We start from the raw sequence: 1,015 nt of genomic DNA on the forward strand, positions 1-1,015 counted from the left end.
AATTTGAGGCAAGATATTATGAGGGAAGATACAGGGAGGCAGCTTAAATGATGTCTCCTCAAGATGAGGCCCAAAAGTGTCCGGCATTTTGGGTAGCACTACATTGATGCGAGAAAGGATGTCTTCAGACAGATTTTGATATATAAGGAGACCTTTGAATAATTTGGACAATTAAGCAAAAATTCTATCATCCATGAATTTAATATCAACAAAATCGAAATATTTTTCCCATTATCACCAAAATTTGCCTTGTTACTCACCTCTATTTTCTTCTATTTCCACTTTTTTCGCTCTATTTCTCTATTTTGGGCATAATTCGCCTGTTCTTCCCTTAAAAAACCTCCCCTCTCCTAAAGTGCCAGGTAAGATTAAGCACATTGTAGGTAAAACACGTCAAAAACAGATGGATTTCATTGGCATAAAGCCCTACATACCTCGCCTTTGTCCTATTAAGATGCAGGCTAAATATCCCAAAGACTTTCTCCACTTTGCTCCTGATCCGCGAAAATATCTTGTTCAGCTTCTTCTGTTTCTTCGAAAGAGACCGCCCACGGCAACCTTTATACAGCACCCCACAAAATCTTTCCTCTTGCCGACACTTCTGGCGTATTTCTCGGCTATCATAAGCCTTGTCCGCAAATATGGCTTTCTCCTCTCCTTCAAGGAGTTCTTCCAACATCTGGGAATCATGCACGTTGGCCGGGGTGCACACAAATTCCGTCACAAACTCAGACTTTGGGTCAACTGCGATATGATCCTTGTAACCATAGACCGTCTTTTGGCCCTTTTTGGAAAAAGAAGCATCGTCGTCTTTGCCAGGGGTTCTTGCTGCTTTGACCAGGCGGGCGTCAATAATCTTTCCTGTTTTGAGCTCAAAGCCCTTTTTAGCAAGCTGGCGCTTGAGTTCGTTAAAACATTCCCGGTAAAGGTTCATAGATTTGAGGTTGGAACGGAAACGTGAGATAGTGGAGTAGTCAGGGACAGGGTCGAGAGCAGAGATGCCCAGGAAGCGGCG

1 protein-coding gene is annotated in these 1,015 nt (G+C 43.2%); it reads right to left on the minus strand.

The features are described 5' to 3' along the window. Positions 1–331: 331 nt before the first annotated feature. Positions 332–1,015, minus strand: a 684-nt coding sequence (locus tag H528_RS13775) for an IS5 family transposase (RefSeq protein ID WP_022854522.1), incomplete at its 5' end; no start/stop codon positions are given.

The sequence above is a fragment of the Thermodesulfatator atlanticus DSM 21156 genome (assembly GCF_000421585.1).
Taxonomy (GTDB): Bacteria; Desulfobacterota; Thermodesulfobacteria; order Thermodesulfobacteriales; family Thermodesulfatatoraceae; genus Thermodesulfatator; species Thermodesulfatator atlanticus.